Here is a 1,245-nt window from a genome sequence, read left to right on the forward strand (position 1 = left end):
ATGGCCGATTGGGAACGGTAGATCACCTCTTCAAGCAAAAAAAACGATTTCACCCAAAAAAACTGCTATCCGAGTGTAACAAGCACTCGCAGGTTTTCCAGACAAAACCGCCAACAAAAATATTTGAATATTTCGGAATGATAGCAGTTTTTTGGCCAATGTGTTACACATGAAAACCCAAAAAACATGAAACAAATAGCCAAAACAAAACCCCTTGACTTGGCAGAAGAGGGGTTTCAAGAAAAAATAAGTTTTCAATCAGATGACAGATCCAATAGAAATAATTATAGTAGCATCTACCATAATTGTCAAGTTTCTCATTACCAAGAATTACTAAACAGCGGTATAGACCCCGGCATTATTGCTCTAAATTTTCAATCACTTGATGGGAACATCACCCATGAATACTTGCTATCCGATGCCTTAGAAAAACTAGGGGATGGGAAACAGACACCCCATAGCAGTCAATACACCACTTCGGAAGTCGCACGAATATTCAAAATGTATAACCACACCCTAGCCGGTGGGTGGTGGTGTGCTGGTGTTGACCCGTTGAATAATTATGCCCCAATGGAGTGGGGATGTTTTAAACCTGATTTCCCCCGTCTTGACTTCAATAAGAAAGACAACAAACCCGTCAAGTACGAGCATCCCTATAAATGTTCTAATCGGGCGTTTTTCCTGCGAGTGCCTAAAGGTATTTGGCAGATGATGAGCGATCGCTACGGTGTACCCATTGGGGACTACACAGAATGTTGGGAGTGGGTTATCAAGGAAAATCTCCCAATTATCTTTTGTGAGGGCGTGAAAAAAGCGGCCGCCTTACTATCCTGTGGCTTTATAGCAGTGGCATTACCCGGAATTAGTGGTGCATATCGCAAGGTTGAAACCAACCAGAAAAAACATAATTTAATCCCTGATATTCAGCTAATTGCAACGCCAAAACGTGAGATAACAATTTGTTTTGATAATGACCCAAAACCCACTACGAGAATAAATGTTAGGAAGGCGATCAACGCTACTGCTAGACTGTTAAAATCCAAAAAATGTCAGGTCAAGATTACTACTTGGAACTTCCCACAGAAGGGAATAGATGACGTTTTGGTAGTTCATGGTAAAGCAGTTATAGAAACTATCATTACAACTGCTTTACCCGTCTCCCAGTGGCAGACTCAACCATACTACCAACTATCAAGAAAAATTAACCTCAACCTAAACCAAGAAAAACTAGGGGATATCTTGACC

The 1,245-nt window shown here is 41.0% G+C and carries 1 protein-coding gene; it reads left to right on the forward strand.

What is annotated here, in order from left to right; all coding sequences use genetic code 11:
* Positions 1-186: 186 nt before the first annotated feature.
* Positions 187-1,245 (forward strand): DUF3854 domain-containing protein (locus FJR06_RS17910; protein WP_168651946.1); only part of this gene is annotated, 1,059 nt, incomplete at its 3' end.

Origin of the sequence: Dolichospermum sp. UHCC 0352 (assembly GCF_009711925.1) — a bacterium.
Classification (GTDB): domain Bacteria; phylum Cyanobacteriota; class Cyanobacteriia; order Cyanobacteriales; family Nostocaceae; genus Dolichospermum; species Dolichospermum lemmermannii.